This window comes from Cellulomonas sp. (genome assembly GCF_965229465.1).
Taxonomy (GTDB): Bacteria; Actinomycetota; Actinomycetes; order Actinomycetales; family Cellulomonadaceae; genus Cellulomonas.
The window spans coordinates 2,262,315-2,279,183 of the sequence record NZ_OZ245882.1; the positions used below are offsets into that span (position 1 = coordinate 2,262,315).

Sequence of the window (16,869 nt, forward strand, 5' to 3'; positions counted from 1 at the left end):
TCAGCTCCACCCGTAGGCGGCGGACCAGCGGTCGATCTCGGCGTACAGGCGCCTGCGCACGGGCTGCGGCGAGAGCGTGAGGTCGTGCAGGCCGTCCCGGATCCGCACCACGGTCACGTGCGTCCCCAGCTGCACAGCGCGGCGCACCACCAGCTCGACGTCGAGCACCACGTCGGCGTGGCGCATCTCCTCGCTCCACCGGGGGTTGATGACGGTCCGGCTGGACGCCAGGACGAGGATCGGCTGCTCGACCGTCAGGCCGCGGGCCACCCGCGCGTGCCCGGCCATGATCGCCTGGAGCCAGCCCGCGCGGACGGGGAACGACGGCGTCGGACGCCACACCGTGTCGTAGGTCCACTCGCCGCCGCTCGCGCTGCTCAGGGTCCGCGCGTAGTAGCCGGGGTCGATGTTGGGCAGGGGCGCCTTCGGCTGGAACCGCGCGATGCGCGCGATCGCCGGGGTGCTGACGTGCCGGAGCACCGACGACCCCTGCAGCTCCAGCCAGGGGCTGTTCAGCACGAGCCCGCTCAGCTCGCCGGGGTGCCGGTGGGCCCACAGCGCCGCGATCAGCCCGCCGGTCGAGTGCCCCATGACCATCACGCGGGCGCGGGCGCCCAGGTCGGCGGTGATCACGGCCAGGGACGCCTCGAGCTCCTCGTCGTAGGCCTCCAGGTCGTCGATGTACCCCGGGGTCTGGCCCGGACGCAGGCTGCGGCCGTACTTGCGCAGGTCGAGGGCGTAGAACGCGGCGCCGCGCGCGTGCCAGTACTCGGCGAGCTCGGTCTGGAAGAAGTAGTCGGACCAGCCGTGGACGTAGAGGATCGCGCGCGACGGACGCAGCGGCTCGGGCGCCGGCGGCGCGTAGCGAACCAGGCTGGCCACCACGTCGCCCTCGTCGTCGGGCCGCAGGGGCAGGGTCCGGACCTGGTAGTCAGGGCCGAGGATGTCGTCGACCCACCCGCCTCCTGGGCTCATGGCTCGAGGACGATCTTCCCGAACTGGCTCCCGTCCACCAGGCGTCGGACGGCGTCCCGCGCGTCGGACAGCGGGAACGTCGAGTCCACCAGCGGGCGCACCCCCGTGCGGGCGAGGAACGCGAGCAGGTGCTGGAGGTCGTCGCGCGAGCCCATCGTCGTGCCGACCACGCTGATCTCCTGGAAGAAGATCCGGGTCAGCTCCGCCGGCTCGGCGTCCCCACTGGTGGCCCCCGCGACGACGATGGTCCCGCCCGGCCGCACCGAACGTACCGAGTGCGACCAGGTGGCCTTGCCGACGCTCTCCAGCACGATGTCCACCCGCGGCACCCGGGCGCCGGGCTCGACCGCGGCGGCGGCGCCGAGCGACAGGGCGCGTGCGCGGCGGTCCTCGTCGCGACTGGTCACGATGACCTCCAGCCCGGCGGCGGCGCCGAGCAGGATCGCCGCCGAGGCCAGCCCGCCACCGGCGCCCTGCACCAGCACGCGCTGCCCGGGCGTCGCGCCGCCGGAGCGGAAGAGCATCCGGTACGCGGTGAGCCAGGCGGTCGGCAGGCACGCGGCCTCGACGAACGACAGCGCGGCCGGCTTGTCGACGAGGTTCCACGTGGGCACGGCGACCTGCTCGGCGAGGGTGCCGGGGTAGCGCTCGGACAGCAGGCTGCGCGGCTCGTCGGCGCCCACTCCGTGCCCCGACGCCCCGCCGATCACGCCGTGCACGACGACCTCGCGCCCGTCGGCCGTGACCCCCGCGGCGTCGGTGCCCAGGATCATCGGCAGCTGCTCGGCGCGGATGCCGACGCCGCGCAGCGTCCACACGTCGTGGTGGTTCAGGGCGGCCGCGCGGACGTCGACCACCGACCAGTTCGCGCGGGCCTCCGGCGCCGGCTGCTCACCCACCTCGAGGCCGCTCACGGGGTCGTCGGACGAGAAGCGGGCGGCGTAGGCGGCGATCACGAACCCAACGTATCCGTCGCGGTGGCCGCGCTTGAGGTTCCCCCGCGGCAAGGCCCTAGGTTCACGGACATGGACGACGGACTGCTCACGGTCGGCCGGCTGGCCCGCCGGGTCGGGCTGACCGCCAAGGCGCTGCGCCACTACGACCGCATCGGGCTGCTGACGCCGGCGGAGGTCGACCCGGTCACTGGCTACCGGCTCTACGCCCCCGACCAGGTGGCCACCGCGCGTCTGGTGCAGCTGCTCCGCTCGGTCGACGTGCCGCTGGAGCAGGTCCGTGCCTGCCTGCGGGACGAGTCGGTCGTCCCGCAGGTGCTCGCGGCGCACCGGCGTCGGCTCCAGGCGCGCCTGGACCGGGTCCGCGGCGAGCTCCACCGCACCGACCACCTCCTCGAGGACGGAACCGCCATGACCGCGCAGGACACCCAGCCCTCCACCGCCCACGACGAGCGCCGGCTGGCCGTCGACCTCTTCAACGGGGTCTGGAGGCTGCTCGAGAACGAGGACCGCACGGTCGAGGACGACGACCGCATGGTCCACATGGCGCACGCGTCCCGGTACCACTGGGGGCAGGTGGGCGCGCCCGAGAACCGCAGCCGCGGCGAGTGGCAGGTGTCGCGGGTGTACAGCGTCCTGGGCCGCGTCGAGCCGGCGCTGCACCACGCGCAGCGCGGGCTCGAGATCTGCCAGGCGCACGGCATCGCGGACTGGGACCTCGCGTACGCGTACGAGTCGCTGGCCCGCGCGCACGCCGTGGCCGGCGACAAGGACCAGGCGCGGTCGTGGACCGAGCAGGCGCTCGCGGCGGCCGAGGAGATCGCCCAGGACGACGACCGCGAGCTGCTGCTGTCGGACCTGGAGTCGGTCCCGGGTCAGCCGCGGTTCTGGTGAGCCGTCACAGGATCGGCAGCATCCGGCCGAGGTCGGGCACCGCGTCGGAGGTGTAGCGCGGGTGCAGGGCGACGGCCAGCACGTCGACGTCGTAGGGCACGCGGCCGGCGGCGAGCCGGACCCACGTCCGCGCGTCGGCGATCTCCAGGCTCCATCCGCCGCGCGCGACCACGATCTCGAGCAGCTTGTCGGCGACGAGCCGCAGCGCGCCGGGGTCCACCGGGTCCGAGCTCCTCGGCACCGACCGCGCCAGGTCGTCGGCGTGCACCACGAGCTCGAGCACCCGCGAGACCGCCATCGTGCTGAGCAGCACCGGTCCTCGACGTGCCTGCACGACGCGGTCCTCGGGGCCCAGCGCGTCCAGCTGCGCGAACGCGGCCTGCGCCCGCCGGTCCACCTCGGCGAGCGGGTCGTGGGCGATCTCGACGGCCAGCGCGCGGGTGGTCTCGGCGATGTCGGCCGCCCGGCCCGCGTAGGTGCCGACGTACTCGCCGAGCGTCAGCGGCACGGTGCCGTCCGGCACGGGGACGCAGACCGCCAGGGCCTCCATTGCGCGGCCGAGGTGCGCGACGAGCTCCGCGACGGTCCAGCCGTCCAGCACGGACGGGGCGTCGGCCACCTCGTCGTCGACCACGTCGGTGACCCAGGACCGCAGCCGGTCCCACTGGGCGTGCAGGGCGGTGCGGGCGTCGTCGAGCTCTCCGGAGGACATGGGGCCCATCGTGCCCGCGTCCGGTCCGGTGCACATCCCCGTCCGCGCACCCGCTCGAACCGCCCCGCGGTACCGGCGCGTTCCGGCAGGATGGGCCGATGTCCGAGCCCGTCGACTTCGCCCCGTGGGACTCCGTGGGCCACCCCGGTTCGACCCTGTCGACGACGCCGGCGGCCTCCCGCCGGAGCACCGTCGAGGTCGTCGGACCGCAGGGAGTCGTGGCCCGGATCAGCCCGGGAGCGCAGAAGCGCACCGACGAGGTGCACAGCGCCGGGGTGCCGTGGATCGTCACGCGGGACCGTCGCGGGGCGCTCGGGGTGCGCGACGCGGCGACCGGTCAGACCGTGGCCGAGGTGGGCCGGGCGGGCTGGACCAGCCGACGGTCCGGTGTCGTGGACGGGCGCGACGTGCGCTGGGAGTCGGCGGGCCTGCTGACCACGACGTTCCGGTGGGTGGATCCGCAGGGGGCCGTCCTGCTCGAGGTCCACCCGCGCGGCTTCCTGAAGCGGCGCCTGGAACTGACCGTCGGTGCCGAGCGGCTGCCCGGCCCGACGGTGCTGCTGCTCGCCGTGCTGTCCCGGCACCTGGTGGCGGACACCGACGAGGCGGGCGCCGCGGGCGGCGCGGTCGGCGCCTGAGCCGGCTACCGACGCTCGGCGGACAGCTCCAGGAACTCCCGCACGTAGGCGCCCACGAGGTCCTCCTCGATGAGGAAGCCGTCGTGCCCGTAGTCGGAGTGGATCGTGTGCAGCGAGGCGTCGGTGATGCCCGCCGCGATCCGCTCGGACTGCGCGGGCGGGAACAGCCGGTCGGAGTCGACGGCGATGACCAGCGCGCGCGCGGTGATCGACCCGAGCGCGGCGCTGACCCCGCCCCGGTCGCGGCCGAGGTCGTGCGTGATCATCGTCCGCGTGAGCACCACGTAGGTGTTGGCGTCGAACCGTCGGCTGAGCTTGTCGCCGTGGTGGTCCAGGTAGGACTGCACCGCGAACCGGCCACCCTCGAGCGGCTCCTCGCCGCCCTGCGGGATGCGGCCGAACCTGGTGTCCAGCTCGAGCGGGCTGCGGTAGGTCTGGTGCGCGATCTGCCGGGCCAGACCGAGGCCCACGTGCGGCCCCTCGCCGTCGGGGGCGTCGTAGTAGTCGCCGTCGCGGTAGTGCGGGTCTGCCCGGATCGCGGCCAGCTGCGTGTGGAAGCCGGCGATCTGGTCGCCCGACGTCTGCGCCGCCGTCGCGATCGCGGCGATCGACTCGACGCGCTCTGGAGCGCTGGCCGCCCACTCGAGCACCCGCAGGCCGCCCAGCGACGCGCCGATGACGAGCGCCCACGAGTCGATGCCGAGCAGGTCGGACAGCCGGATCTCCGCGGCCACCTGGTCGCGCACGGTCAGCAGCGGGAACCGGCTGCCCCACGGCTGGCCGTCGGGACCGGGGGACGCCGGTCCGGTCGAGCCCTGGCAGCCGCCGAGCACGTTGGGCGCGACGACGAACCAGCGGTCGGTGTCGATCGGCGCACCCGGTCCCACCATCGACGACCACCAGCCAGGTGTCGGGTGCCCGTCGCCCGCCTCGCCGGTGACGTGCGAGTCGCCGGTCAGCGCGTGCAGGACGAGCACCGCGTTGCTGCCGTCCTCGTTCAGCTCGCCCCACGTCTCGTACGCCAGCCGCACGGCCGGCAGGCGTCCACCGGACTCGAGCTTGAGCGGGCCGAGGTCGGCGAACTGTCGACGCCCCACCGGGTCGCCGTCGTGCCACGCCGCGCTCGCGGGCACCGGACCGCGGTCGGTCTGCGGGGCGCGCGAGCCCAGGGTGCGTGGTCGGGCGGGGGACAGGGTCAGGTCGGGCACGTGCTTCCCTTCGGGGTGCGCCGCCGGACCGCCGGTGCGCGTGCTGCGCTCCGGCGGTCTCGGCGGCGTCGTGCTCATGCTCGGTCAGGCGCCCTTCGCGGCCCGGAAGCCCGCGTCGAGGTCCGCCAGGATGTCATCGATGTGCTCGATGCCGACCGCGAGGCGGACGAGGCCCGGCGTGACACCGGACAGCGCCTGCTCCTCGGGCGTGAGCTGGCTGTGGGTCGTCGACGCCGGGTGGATGACCAGTGAGCGCACGTCTCCGATGTTCGCCACGTTGGAGTGCAGCTCGAGCGCGGAGACGAACGCCTGACCCGCGTCGGCGCCGCCCTCGAGCTCGAACGCGAGCACCGCGCCCGCGCCGCGCGGCGAGTACTTCAGCTGGGCCGCGTGCCACGGGCTCGACTCGAGACCGGCGTAGTGCACCGAGAGGACGTCGTCGCGCGCCTCGAGCCAGGCGGCCACCTTCTCGGCGTTCTGCACGTGGCGCTCGATCCGCAGCGACAGGGTCTCGATGCCCTGCGCGATGAGGAACGCGTTGAACGGGGAGATCGCCGGGCCGAGGTCGCGCAGCAGCTGCACGCGGGCCTTGAGGATGAACGCGAGGTTGACGCCGAACGCGCCACCGACGCCGAGGTCCCGCGCGAACACCAGGCCGTTGTACGACGGGTCGGGGGTGTTGTAGTTGGGGAACCGCTCCGGGTGCTGCGCGAAGTCGAACGAGCCGCCGTCGACGATGACGCCGCCGATGGCCGAGCCGTGGCCGCCCAGGTACTTGGTGGCCGAGTGCACGACGATGTCCGCGCCCCACTGCAGCGGGTTGATGAGGTACGGCGTCGCCACGGTGTTGTCGACGATCAGCGGGACGCCCGAGTCGTGCGCGACGCCGGCGACGAGCTCGATGTCGAGGATGTCGGCCTTCGGGTTGGGGATGGTCTCCGCGAAGAACAGCTTGGTGTTCGGGCGGACCGCGTCCTTCCACGCCTGCGCGTCGTGCGGGTCGGTGACGAACGTCGTGGTGATGCCGAGCTTGGGCAGCGTGTAGTGCAGGAGGTTGTACGTGCCGCCGTACAGCGACGGGCTGGCGACGATGTGGTCGCCGGCCTCGGCGATGTTCAGGATGGCCAGCGTCTCCGCCGCCTGGCCCGAGGCGACCAGCAGCGCGCCGACGCCGCCCTCGAGCGACGCGATCCGGTTCTCGACGACCTCCTGCGTGGGGTTGTTGATGCGCGTGTAGATGGGCCCGAGCTCCGCGAGCGCGAACCGCTTGGCGGCCGTCTGCGCGTCCGGGAAGACGAACGACGTCGTCTGGTAGATCGGCAGCGCGCGGGCGCCCGTCGTCGGGTCGGGCTCCTGGCCGGCGTGGATCTGGCGGGTCTCGAAGTTCCAGTTCTCGTTGCTCATGGTGCTGCGCTCCGTTGTCGATGGCTTGTCGAAGGGCTTGTCGATGGATCTGCTGTGGTGCACGGATCCGCGGAGGGCCTCGGGCAGCCGACATCCGTCCCGCGGAGGGGGGAGTGGCGCACGGATCGAGCCATGGCTCGGGCGGGGTTCAGGACCGTCTGCTGGTGACGGTGACCTGCCCGCGGGCACAGCCGAGCGTGCGCTGGGTCAGCGACACATTCGGCGGGTCATGGGCCGAGGGTAGGCGGATCCGTCCGGTCGGTGGAACAGCCGTCTCACGATGTGGATCTTGAGGTGTCCGTTGCTGCGAACGGGTGATGTCGCACGGATCGCGTCCGGTTCGTCCCAAAGCACATGGCTGTGACTCGTGGGACTGGTGTGACAGGTGTTCACTCCTGAGGTTTTCGCAGGTAGCGTCCTTCGAGGAACGGCCACCAGGGCCGTCCATCCAGGTCAGGGAGAGCGTCGACGGTGAGCCACAGCAGGAGCACGCGCAGGGCCCTGGTCGCGGGCGCCCTCGTCGCCACCCTGCTCGCCGGCGGAGCGTCGAGCGCCCTGGCCGACCCGACGCCGCCGTCCGCGCAGGACGTGCAGCAGGCGCAGGGCGCGGTGAGGTCCGCGGAGCGCTCGGTCGCCTCGATGGAGGTCCGGCTCGCCCAGCTGAGCTCCGAGACCGACGCCGCCGAGCTCAAGGTCCAGCAGGCGGGCGAGGCCTACAACCGGGCCGTCGTCGACGCCGACGCCGCCCAGCAGGCCTCTGTCGACGCCGTCTCCCAGGCCGAGGACGCGTCCGCCAAGGCCGAGGACGCCCGCCGCCAGCTCGTCGCGATCGCCCGGGAGCTCGCGCGGTCCGGCGGCTCGAACGACCTGCTCCAGGCGCTCCTGTCGTCGGACGGGTTCCAGGACGTCGCCCGCCGGACCACGTCGCTGGACCGCATCAGCGGCAAGGCCGACCAGGCCGTCCAGGAGTACCGCGCGACGCAGCTGGTCGCGACCACCCTCGCCACGCTCGCCACCGAGGCCGCGGACGAGGCGAAGGCTGCCAAGGCCTCCGCCGCCGACGCCCTCGCCGCCGCCGAGCAGGCCCAGGACGACGCCACCGCAGCCCTGGCCGCGGCCGCCACCGAGCGCGACAGCCTCATCACCGCGCTCGCCGCCGCTCGCCAGACCAGCGCCGAGGTCGAGCGGGCCCGGCAGGACTTCGTCGACCAGCAGCGCCGCGACCGCGAGGAGGCCGCCGCCCGCGCCGCCGCCCTGCGTCCCGTGGTCGCACCGCCGGCCACGACGACGCGCCCCGCCACCACGGTCGCCGCCCCGCCCACGACGACGACCCCTGCGGCCGCCACCCCTCCGACGACCACGACCGCTCCGGCCGCGACCACGCCGGTCGCCCCTGCTCCGGCACCCGCGGCTCCTGCACCAGCCCCTGCCCCCGCGCCGGCCCCCGCGCCGGCACCGGCACCCGCTCCGGCCCCCGCCAAGTTCGGCCTCGGCACCGGCACGTCGAAGGGCTCGGCAGCCGGTGGCGCCGCGGCGCTGGCCTGGGCGCAGACCAAGACCGGCCTCCCGTACATCTGGGGCGGCGTCGGACCGGACGGCTACGACTGCTCCGGCCTGTCGATGGGCGCCTGGCGCACGGCGGGGGTCAACCTCGCCCGCACCACGCGCGACCAGTACAAGCAGGTCCTGAAGATCAGCTACAACGACCTGCGCCCCGGCGACCTCGTGTTCTGGTCCACCGACGCGAACAACCCGGACGCGATCTACCACGTGGCCATCTGGGCCGGCGGCGGCCAGATCATGGAGGCCTCCAAGCCGGGTGACCCGCTCCGCACCACCAAGATGCGCTGGGGCAGCACGATGCCCTTCGCCGGCCGCCCGTAACCCTCGTCACCTCAACGTCCGAGCAGATAGAGGCCCCGACCTCCATCTGCTCGGACGTTGGCGACTGTCTTTGGCTACGTCCGAACAGATGTGGGCTCTGGCCTCCACTTGCTCGGACGTTGGGTCATCCTGGTCGCCAGCCGGCGCGCTCCAAGGCCCTGGCTACGGCGTCCAGGTAGGGCGACGGATCGAGCCGGAGCCCGAGGCTCGGGACGCGGAGGACGACATCGCCGCTGAGGGCGATCTCGTTGTGGCGCAGGCTGTCGTCGATCCAGCGGTCCGGCTGCAGATGGCCGACCCCGTCGATCTCCACCACGACGCGCCATCGTCGCCACCGGACGTCCAGGTACGCCCGGCCCTCGGCGCGCGTGACGACGACCTGGCGATCAGGCTCGGGCAATCCCCGTCGACGGCACAGCGCTGCGAAGTCGAGCTCGTTGATCGAGTGCGCACCGCCGCGCACCTCGTCCACGACGGTGCCGAGCAGGCGTCGTCGCTTGTCGCGCTGCACCCGCTCCAGCACCGCGGCGACGTCGTCGGCCGACGCCAGTCGCTGCTGCACCGTGGCGGCGATGTACAGTGCCGCCTCCCTGTCGCTGCGCGCCCACAACGACGCCTGAACGGCAGCCACCTCGGGTCGAGAGCGGTTGATCCCCGCTGTGATCATGTCGTCGTCTCGCCACCGCCTGGTCTCGTGAACCCGGACGCCGGACGGAGGAGGCAGTGGCCGGGAGGACTTGGGAGCGGCCACGTGAACGAACCCGTCGCCGTGGACGCCGGTCAGGCCCGCTGCATGCAGTGCGGTCACACCGGCCAAGGCCGCCCGCGGCACCTCGTCGGCCGCGCACCTCGGCGCGCACTCGAGGACCGCCAGCCACCAGTGTGCGTGGTCGTCTCTCGTCGGGGGTGCCACCACGAGCGTGTGCCGCCGGACCAGGCGCCACCGCTCGGCGTCGATCTCCGCACGGATCTGCGCCGTGGTGATACCGAGTCCGCGGACCTGGGCCATCGTGAGCAGTCCGGCCTGGTCGACCGCACGCGCGGCGATGTGTGCTCGGCGTCGAGCGCGGCCGGAGCGATCGATGTTCTTGGGCGCACGGTCCACGAGCTGCGCTCGTCCTGGAGCCGCGGGCGAGCAACGTGTGGATGACCGAAGCGGGTGCGCTACCTGTGGACGGCTCGCCATCCTCGGCAACGTCCGAGCAGAAGCGCCCCGGGGCCCTCATCTACTCGGACGTTGATCTCAAGACAGCGCAACGTCCGAGTAGATGGAGGTTTGGGCCTACATCTGCTCGGACGTTGCGGGTGGGGCTGGGAGGGTCAGTGGCTGTAGTAGTTGGTGTCGATGGCGCGTTGGCGGCTGCGCTCGATCTCGGCCTCGGCCTCCGAGCGGCCTACCCAGTGGGCGCCCTCGACGCTCTTGCCGGGCTCCAGGTCCTTGTAGACCTCGAAGAAGTGCTGGATCTCGAGGCGGTGGAAGTCCGACACGTCGTCGATGTCCTGGCGCCACGCGGCGCGCTGGTCGCCCGTCGGCACGCACAGGACCTTGTCGTCGCCGCCGGCCTCGTCGCGCATGCGGAACATGCCGAGCGCGCGGGCGCGGATCAGGCAGCCGGGGAACGTGGGCTCCTCCAGCAGCACGAGGGCGTCGAGCGGGTCGCCGTCCTCGCCCAGGGTGCCCTCGATGAAGCCGTAGTCGTCGGGGTAACGCGTCGAGGTGAACAGCATCCGGTCGAGGCGGATGCGCCCCGTGGCGTGGTCCACCTCGTACTTGTTGCGCTGACCCTTCGGGATCTCGATCGTGACGTCGAACTCCACAGCAGCTCTCCTCATCCCCACGTCCGCCCCCGCGATGGGACCGGCGGTCGCGCGACACTCGTCGTCGTGCGGCGCGCCGGGGTGTCTGGGGCGCCCTTGTCTCGGACAGTAGTCTGACGCACCGCGGGACGGGGCGTCCCATCAGGGACTGAGCGGGGCGGGGTGACGATGACCACAGCGGCGAGAGTCGTCGGCACGGCCTTCCTCGTCCTCGTGCTGGCCGGCGGGGCCTACGTCACGGCGGACGCGTACGACGTGGTCCCGGGCATGGTCACGCTGGAGGACCCGCCGCCGGACCCGCTCCCGTTCCCCACCGCACCGGGCGCGGTCGAGGCAGCCGATACCGTCCCCGCGCTCGCCGACCTGGACCCGCAGGCGCCCGTGCCGGCGGCGGGGAGCGTGCAGGCGCTCGTCGACGGGCTCGTCGCGGACCCGCGCATGGGCTCGAGCGTCGGGGTGGTCGTCGCGGACCAGCTGACCGGCGACGTGCTCGGCGCGCACCTGCCGGAGGCCGGCCGCACGCCGGCGTCGACCGCGAAGCTCGTGACGGCGATCGCGGCACTGAGCACCCTCGGCCCGGACGTGACCCTGCCGACGAGGGTCGTGCGCGGCGAGGGCAACAGCATCGTGCTGGTCGGCGGCGGGGACATGATGCTCGCGGCGGGCGCGGGCGACCCGGCGGCGGTCGAGGGTCACGCGGGACTGGCCGACCTGGCCGCACAGGTGGCCAAGGTGCTCCAGCTCGAGGGCGCCACGACGGTGAGCCTCGGGTTCGACGACTACCTGTTCTCCGGTCCGACGCTGAGCCCCACGTGGAACCCGGCGGACATCGCCGCGGGCTTCGTCGCCCCCGTCACCGCGCTGGCGGTCGACACCGCCAAGATCTCGCCCGGCGAGTACCCGCCGCGCTACCCCGACCCGTCGCTCGCGGCGGCGAAGACCTTCGCCCAGCGGCTGGCCGAGGTCGGGATCACGGTCGACGGCACGCCGCGCAGGTCGGAGACGCCGGAGAACGGCCGGGAGCTCGGCATCGTCCGGTCGGCCCCGCTGGACGGGATCGTGCACCACTTCCTCGACACGTCGGACAACACCATCACCGAGCTGGTCTCCCGGTTGGTCGCCATCGACGCGGGGCTGCCGGCCTCGTTCGAGGGCGGGACCACGGCGGTGCTGCACGCGGTCGCGGTCGAGGGGATCGACACCACCGACGCACACCTGTCCGACGCGTCCGGCCTCGGCGCGGGGTCGGTGCTGCCGCCCGACCTGCTGCTCGGCCTGCTGCGCCTGGCCACCGACCCCGCGCACGGCGTGCTGCGGGACGTCGCGACGGGCATGCCGATCGGGGGGCTGACCGGCACGCTGAGCGACCGGTACACCCAGTCGCCCGCCCGGGGGCTGGTGCGCGCGAAGACCGGCAGCCTGCCGCACGTGACGTCGCTGGCGGGGACCGTGCTGGACGCCGACGCGCGTCAGCTGGTGTTCGTCGTGATGGCGGACGCGACCCCCGACGGCGGCCAGTGGGGGCCGCGGGCGGCGATCGACTCCTTCGTCACCACGCTGTCCGGGTGCGGCTGCGGTTAGTTTGACCCGGTGGACACCCCCGAAGGACCGGTCGACTGGGACCTCGCCGCTCGCATCGCCGGACGGCTGGCCGCGCCGGGCCCGACGGCGGACCGTGCCGAGCTGACCGCGCTGGTCGACGAGCTGCGCGACGCCGCCGCACGGGCCGCGGTGCACGCCGCCGCGATCACGGGGCTGTCGGCCGCGGACGGGACCCCGCCCGAGCAGGTCTCGACGGTGCTCGTGGTGGACCGGCCGCGCTGGGCACGTGCCAACGCCGAGGTGTTCGCCGCGATGACCGGCCCGCTGTCCGCGACGACGCCGTCCTCGACGGCGCGCTCGGCGGCCGCGGTGCAGGTGGGCGGCGTGCTCGCGCTGCTGTCCGGCAAGGTGCTGGGCCAGTTCGACCCGTTCTCGTCCCGCGACGGCCGCGGGCGGCTGCTCCTCGTCGCCCCGAACGTGCTGCACCACGAGCGACGGCTGCGGGTGGACCCGTCCGACTTCCGCCTCTGGGTGGCCCTGCACGAGCAGACCCACGCGCTCCAGTTCGCCGCGGCGCCCTGGCTGGCGGACCACATGCGGAGCCGCGCGGCCGAGCTGATGACGGACCTGGTCGCCGACAAGTCGCTGGTGCCGCGCGTCGGCGAGCTGCTCCAGGCCGTCGCGCGGGCGGTGACCGGCGGCGCCGACGACGGCATCGGGGTGCTCGACCTGCTGTCCCCGCGGCAGCGCGTGGTGTTCGAGGAGGTCGGCGCGGTGATGGCGCTGCTCGAGGGCCACGCGGACGTGGCGATGGACGAGGTCGGCCCCGGGGTGGTGCCGAGCGTCCGCAAGATCCGCAAGGCGTTCGAGGCCCGTCGCGACGAGGCGGCGAAGTCGCGGGGCGCCGACCGCGTGCTGCGCCGGCTGCTCGGGCTGGACACCAAGCTGGCGCAGTACCGCGACGGCGCGGCGTTCGTCCGGGCGGTGCGCAAGGACGTCGGCCTCGACGGGCTCAACGCGGTCTGGACGTCGGCGGAGCACCTGCCGGGCCCGCGGGAGATCTCCGACCCGCGCGCCTGGGTGCGACGGGTGCACGGATGAGTGGTCCCGCCCTAGCGGTGGCGCAGGTGCGGTCGGCAGTCGTCGCGTCGGTCGCGGACCTGCCGCCGGACGCGCTGGTGCTCGTCGCCTGCTCCGGCGGTCCGGACTCGCTGGCGCTCGCGGCGGGCGTCGCGTTCGTCGCCGCGCGCGCCACGACGTCCTGGCGTGCACAGGCCGTCGTCGTCGACCACGGGCTCCAGGACGGCTCCGCACGGGTGGCCGACGAGGCGGCGCAGGCCTGCCGCGCGCTCGGCCTCGATGCCGTCGTGGTCCGCGTCGAGGTCGACGGCCCGGGCGAGGCCGCCGCGCGCACCGCCCGGTACGCGGCGCTCGAGCGTGCCGCCGACGAGCTCGGTGCCGCCGCCGTCCTGCTCGGGCACACGCTCGACGACCAGGCGGAGACCGTGCTGCTGGGACTGGCCCGGGGCTCGGGGGCGCGCACGCTCGCGGGCATGGCGGACACCCGCGGGCGGTTCCGACGCCCGCTGCTGGGGCTGCGCCGCGCCGACACCCTCGCCGCGTGCGCCGCGCAGGACCTCACGCCCTGGCACGACCCCACCAACGACGGCACGCACCCCGACGCGTCGCTGCGCAGCCGCGTCCGCAGCGAGGTGCTGCCCACCCTGGAACGCGTCCTCGGTCCGGGGGTCGCCGACGCGCTGGCGCGCACCGCGGCCCAGCTGCGCGACGACGCCGACCTGCTGGACGCCCTGGCCGCCGAGCTGCTGACGGCGGCGTCGGCCGAGGGTGGCCTCGACGTCGACGCGCTCGCCGCCGCGCCCCCGGCCCTGCGCACGCGGGCGCTGCGGGCCGCCGCGATCGCCGCCGGGAGCCCCGCCGGCGCGCTCCTGCGGGTGCACGTGCTGGCGGTCGACGCGCTGGTCACGGACTGGCACGGGCAGGGTGCGGTGGCCCTCCCGGGCGGGGTCGCGGCCGGTCGCTCGTGTGGCAGGCTTGCCCTGGGTCCGGCCCCCGCCCCGCGGGAAGTGCCGGTACGGGCGGTGGATCAAGAGGAGTGACTTCGGTGGACCCTGCGGACATGGGCGACGACCTCGAGCGGGTTCTCCTCTCGGAGGAGCAGCTGCACCAGAGGCTCGACGAGATCGCGGCGCAGATCGACGCCGACTACGCGGGCAAGGACCTGCTCCTCGTCGGCGTCCTCAAGGGTGCGGTCATGGTGATGGCGGACCTCGCCCGGCGGCTGCACTCGACCGTGCAGATGGACTGGATGGCGGTCTCCTCGTACGGGTCGGGCACCAAGTCGTCCGGCGTCGTGCGGATCCTCAAGGACCTCGACGCGGACCTCACCGGTCGGCACGTGCTCATCGTCGAGGACATCATCGACTCGGGCCTGACGCTCTCGTGGCTGCTGTCCAACCTGCGCTCCCGCGGGCCGGCGACGGTCGAGATCGCGACGATGCTGCGCAAGCCCGAGGCGTCCAAGGTCGACGTCGACGTGCGCTACGTGGGCTTCGACATCCCCAACGAGTTCGTCGTCGGCTACGGCCTGGACTACGCCGAGAAGTACCGGAACCTGCCGTTCGTCGGGACGCTGGCTCCGCACGTGTACGGCGCCTGAGCCGTCGGACGGCCTAGTGCGCCCTCGGTGAACACGGTCGGTCCCGCCCAGGTTCCCCGTGTAACTTCGAGGCCACCTGTCCCGCGAGCGGAGGTTGAGGGGCTCTGCCCCGATCGCCCATGAACGTCAAGCGACTAGCCCGTGGCCCCATCGTGTGGGTCGTCATCGCCGTGATCTTGCTGTACATCGGCGCGTCCACGCTCGCGGCCCCGAAGATCAGCAAGATCGACACGTCGGACGGCCTGTCGCTCATCGCGGACGGCAAGGTCGAGCAGGCGAAGATCACCGAGGGCGTCCAGCGCGTCGACCTGACCCTCACGGAGGACTTCACCAAGGGCGACGACAACCTGGGCAAGCTGGTCCAGTTCAACTACGTCGTCCCGCAGGGCGAGTCGGTGGTCGACGCCATCGCGGACGCGAAGATGGACAAGGGCTACACCTCGATCGTCCCGCAGACGGCGTGGTGGGCCAGCATCCTCAGCTTCGTCCTGCCGCTGATCATCATCCTGGCCATCTTCTGGTTCCTGATGTCGAACATGCAGGGCGGCGGCTCGCGCGTCATGAGCTTCGGCAAGTCGAAGGCCAAGCTGGTCAACAAGGAGTCCCCGCAGGTCACGTTCTCGGACGTCGCGGGTGTCGACGAGGCTGTCGAGGAGCTCCAGGAGATCAAGGAGTTCCTCGCGGAGCCGGCCAAGTTCCAGGCCGTCGGCGCCAAGATCCCCAAGGGCGTCCTGCTCTACGGCCCTCCCGGGACCGGCAAGACCCTGCTGGCCCGCGCGGTCGCCGGCGAGGCGGGCGTGCCGTTCTACTCGATCTCCGGCTCGGACTTCGTCGAGATGTTCGTCGGCGTCGGCGCCAGCCGTGTCCGTGACCTGTTCAACCAGGCCAAGGAGAACGCCCCGGCGATCATCTTCATCGACGAGATCGACGCCGTCGGGCGCCACCGCGGTGCCGGCATGGGTGGCGGGCACGACGAGCGCGAGCAGACGCTGAACCAGATGCTCGTCGAGATGGACGGGTTCGACGTCAACGCGAACGTCATCCTCATCGCGGCCACCAACCGGCCCGACATCCTCGACCCCGCCCTGCTGCGCCCGGGTCGCTTCGACCGCCAGGTCGCCGTGGACCCGCCCGACCTCAAGGGCCGCGAGCGGATCCTCACCGTGCACTCGCAGGGCAAGCCGATGGCGCCGCACGTGGACCTGAACGTGGTCGCGCGCCGCACCCCGGGGTTCACCGGCGCCGACCTGGCCAACGTGCTGAACGAGGCCGCTCTGCTCACGGCCCGCACCGGGCAGCAGACCATCACGGACCACACGCTCGACGAGGCCATCGACCGCGTCATCGCGGGCCCGCAGAAGCGCACCCGGATCATGAACTCCAAGGAGATCAAGATCACCGCGTACCACGAGGGCGGTCACGCCATCGTCGCGGCGGCGCTCCGGTACACGGACCCGGTCACCAAGGTGACGATCCTGCCGCGCGGCCGCGCGCTCGGGTACACGATGGTCATGCCGACCGAGGACAAGTACTCGACCACCCGCAACGAGCTGCTGGACACGCTGGCCTACGCCATGGGCGGTCGCGTCGCCGAGGAGCTCGTGTTCCACGACCCGACCACGGGCGCCAGCAACGACATCGAGAAGGCGTCGGCGACGGCCCGCAAGATGGTCACGCAGTTCGGGATGAGTGCCAGGCTCGGCGCGATCCAGCTCGGCCAGGCCTCCGGCGAGGTGTTCATGGGCCGCGACATGGGCCACGGGCGGGACTACTCGGAGGACATCGCGGCGTCGATCGACCTCGAGGTGCGCTCCCTCATCGAGCGGGCGCACGACGAGGCCTGGGAGATCCTGGTCGAGTACCGCGACGTCCTCGACGCGCTCGTGCTCGAGCTCCTGGAGAAGGAGACGCTGAACCAGGAGCAGCTGGCCACGATCTTCGCGCCGATCACCAAGCGGGAGCCGCGCCAGGTGTGGCTGTCCAGCGACCAGCGCGCGGTCTCGGACCGGCCGCCGGTGATGACCCCCGCCGAGAAGGCCGCCCAGAACGGGCACCCGATCATCCCCGAGGACGAGGCCGCCGCCGCCTTCGGGCACCCGAAGGAGCAGGTCATCGAGCTCCCCCCGGCGCAGACGCCGGACGTGTAGGGGCGACGATGGCC

15 protein-coding genes are annotated in these 16,869 nt (G+C 73.1%); 8 read left to right on the forward strand and 7 right to left on the reverse strand.

Annotation, left to right across the window (positions count from 1 at the left end; genetic code table 11):
* Complete coding sequence (locus tag ACO06A_RS10895) at positions 1 to 975, reverse strand: alpha/beta hydrolase (protein ID WP_421732212.1); 975 nt, start codon at positions 973 to 975, stop codon at positions 1 to 3.
* Entirely contained in the window at positions 972 to 1,931 is a 960-nt protein-coding gene (locus tag ACO06A_RS10900) for a zinc-binding dehydrogenase (RefSeq protein WP_421732213.1), read from the reverse strand. Before ACO06A_RS10900 ends, ACO06A_RS10895 begins: the two co-directional genes overlap by 4 nt.
* Before the next feature lie 69 nt (positions 1,932 to 2,000).
* On the opposite strand from ACO06A_RS10900, the gene ACO06A_RS10905 reads away from it, so the two are divergent.
* Positions 2,001 to 2,822, forward strand: a complete 822-nt coding sequence (locus ACO06A_RS10905; RefSeq protein ID WP_421732214.1) for a MerR family transcriptional regulator — start codon at positions 2,001 to 2,003, stop codon at positions 2,820 to 2,822.
* A gap of 4 nt (positions 2,823 to 2,826) precedes the next feature.
* On the opposite strand, the gene ACO06A_RS10910 is transcribed toward ACO06A_RS10905, so the two are convergent.
* On the reverse strand, positions 2,827 to 3,534 hold the full coding sequence (locus ACO06A_RS10910; protein WP_421732215.1) for a maleylpyruvate isomerase N-terminal domain-containing protein: 708 nt from the start codon (positions 3,532 to 3,534) through the stop codon (positions 2,827 to 2,829).
* A gap of 98 nt (positions 3,535 to 3,632) precedes the next feature.
* On the opposite strand from ACO06A_RS10910, the gene ACO06A_RS10915 reads away from it, so the two are divergent.
* Positions 3,633 to 4,172: a hypothetical protein gene (locus tag ACO06A_RS10915; protein WP_421732216.1), complete on the forward strand. Its 540-nt coding sequence runs from the start codon at positions 3,633 to 3,635 to the stop codon at positions 4,170 to 4,172.
* A gap of 5 nt (positions 4,173 to 4,177) precedes the next feature.
* Here the strand turns inward: ACO06A_RS10915 and metX are convergent, their stop codons facing one another.
* On the reverse strand, positions 4,178 to 5,458 hold the full coding sequence (gene metX / locus ACO06A_RS10920) for a homoserine O-acetyltransferase MetX (protein ID WP_421732217.1): 1,281 nt from the start codon (positions 5,456 to 5,458) through the stop codon (positions 4,178 to 4,180).
* Positions 5,459 to 5,464: 6 nt separating this feature from the next.
* Positions 5,465 to 6,829, reverse strand: coding sequence for a bifunctional o-acetylhomoserine/o-acetylserine sulfhydrylase (locus ACO06A_RS10925; RefSeq protein WP_421736049.1), 1,365 nt, complete (start codon positions 6,827 to 6,829; stop codon positions 5,465 to 5,467).
* Positions 6,830 to 7,255: 426 nt separating this feature from the next.
* Between ACO06A_RS10925 and ACO06A_RS10930 the strand changes: the two genes are divergently transcribed.
* Positions 7,256 to 8,668 (forward strand): NlpC/P60 family protein, encoded by a 1,413-nt coding sequence (locus ACO06A_RS10930; RefSeq protein WP_421732218.1) that lies wholly within the window; start codon positions 7,256 to 7,258, stop codon positions 8,666 to 8,668.
* 124 nt (positions 8,669 to 8,792) lie between these two features.
* Here the strand turns inward: ACO06A_RS10930 and ACO06A_RS10935 are convergent, their stop codons facing one another.
* Together ACO06A_RS10935 and ACO06A_RS10940 are read right to left on the reverse strand one after the other, a co-directional pair.
* Complete coding sequence (locus ACO06A_RS10935) at positions 8,793 to 9,500, reverse strand: hypothetical protein (RefSeq protein WP_421732219.1); 708 nt, start codon at positions 9,498 to 9,500, stop codon at positions 8,793 to 8,795.
* Between the two features lie 488 nt (positions 9,501 to 9,988).
* Positions 9,989 to 10,486, reverse strand: coding sequence for an inorganic diphosphatase (locus tag ACO06A_RS10940; RefSeq protein WP_056085756.1), 498 nt, complete (start codon positions 10,484 to 10,486; stop codon positions 9,989 to 9,991).
* Positions 10,487 to 10,654: 168 nt separating this feature from the next.
* Between ACO06A_RS10940 and dacB the strand changes: the two genes are divergently transcribed.
* From dacB to ftsH, 5 genes are all read left to right on the forward strand, one after another.
* Complete coding sequence (dacB, locus tag ACO06A_RS10945; protein WP_421736050.1) at positions 10,655 to 12,067, forward strand: D-alanyl-D-alanine carboxypeptidase/D-alanyl-D-alanine endopeptidase; 1,413 nt, start codon at positions 10,655 to 10,657, stop codon at positions 12,065 to 12,067.
* Positions 12,068 to 12,076: 9 nt separating this feature from the next.
* Entirely contained in the window at positions 12,077 to 13,129 is a 1,053-nt protein-coding gene (locus ACO06A_RS10950) for a zinc-dependent metalloprotease (RefSeq protein ID WP_421732220.1), read from the forward strand.
* Entirely contained in the window at positions 13,126 to 14,148 is a 1,023-nt protein-coding gene (tilS, locus tag ACO06A_RS10955) for a tRNA lysidine(34) synthetase TilS (RefSeq protein ID WP_421732221.1), read from the forward strand. The genes ACO06A_RS10950 and tilS overlap by 4 nt, the downstream gene beginning before the upstream one ends.
* A 5-nt stretch (positions 14,149 to 14,153) precedes the next feature.
* Positions 14,154 to 14,708, forward strand: a complete 555-nt coding sequence (gene hpt / locus ACO06A_RS10960; protein WP_056085754.1) for a hypoxanthine phosphoribosyltransferase — start codon at positions 14,154 to 14,156, stop codon at positions 14,706 to 14,708.
* A 119-nt stretch (positions 14,709 to 14,827) separates the two neighbouring features.
* A complete protein-coding gene (gene ftsH / locus ACO06A_RS10965; RefSeq protein WP_421732222.1) occupies positions 14,828 to 16,855 on the forward strand; it encodes an ATP-dependent zinc metalloprotease FtsH in 2,028 nt (675 codons plus the stop codon).
* Positions 16,856 to 16,869 lie beyond the last annotated feature (14 nt).